The sequence below is a fragment of the Microbacterium sp. 18062 genome (assembly GCF_902706225.1).
Classification (GTDB): Bacteria; Actinomycetota; Actinomycetes; order Actinomycetales; family Microbacteriaceae; genus Microbacterium.
In genome coordinates this window covers 1-393 of sequence record NZ_CACSKB010000627.1, presented here as the reverse complement: position 1 = coordinate 393, position 393 = coordinate 1, and the positions used below count along the sequence as shown (strand labels likewise).

The window sequence follows — 393 nt, the reverse complement described above, 5'->3', positions numbered from 1 at the left end:
CCTGGACCCCGGGCAGGTCCGGCAGCGCTTTACCCCCCCGGAATCTGTGCCTTTCTGGCAACTTCCCACAACCATCGCGCGGACCGAGCGGGCCGGTCTCGACGCCACCCGATACCGTCTTCAGTACGATGTCCTGTGGGCCAGGCCGGTCCTGTTCCTCGCTATGGTGATCGTGGCCGCAACCGTTTCCTTACGGTTCTTCCGCTTTGGTGGGGTCGGTAAACTCGTCCTCGGCGGCGTCGCGGCGGGCTTCGCTCTCTACGTGGTCCGACAGGTCATGGAGGGGCTCGGCGCGTCCGGACTCGTCGCCGCACCGGTGGCGGCGTGGTTCCCGGCCGTGGTAGGCAGTCTTCTCGGTACGCTTACGCTTCTGTACCAGGAAGACGGCTGACG

At 66.2% G+C, this 393-nt stretch carries 1 protein-coding gene; it reads left to right on the top strand.

Annotated features, from left to right (window positions below):
* On the top strand, nt 1-391 hold a 391-nt coding region (locus GVL03_RS21535), incomplete at its 5' end, for an LptF/LptG family permease (protein ID WP_159502779.1).
* Nucleotides 392-393: the final 2 nt, after the last annotated feature.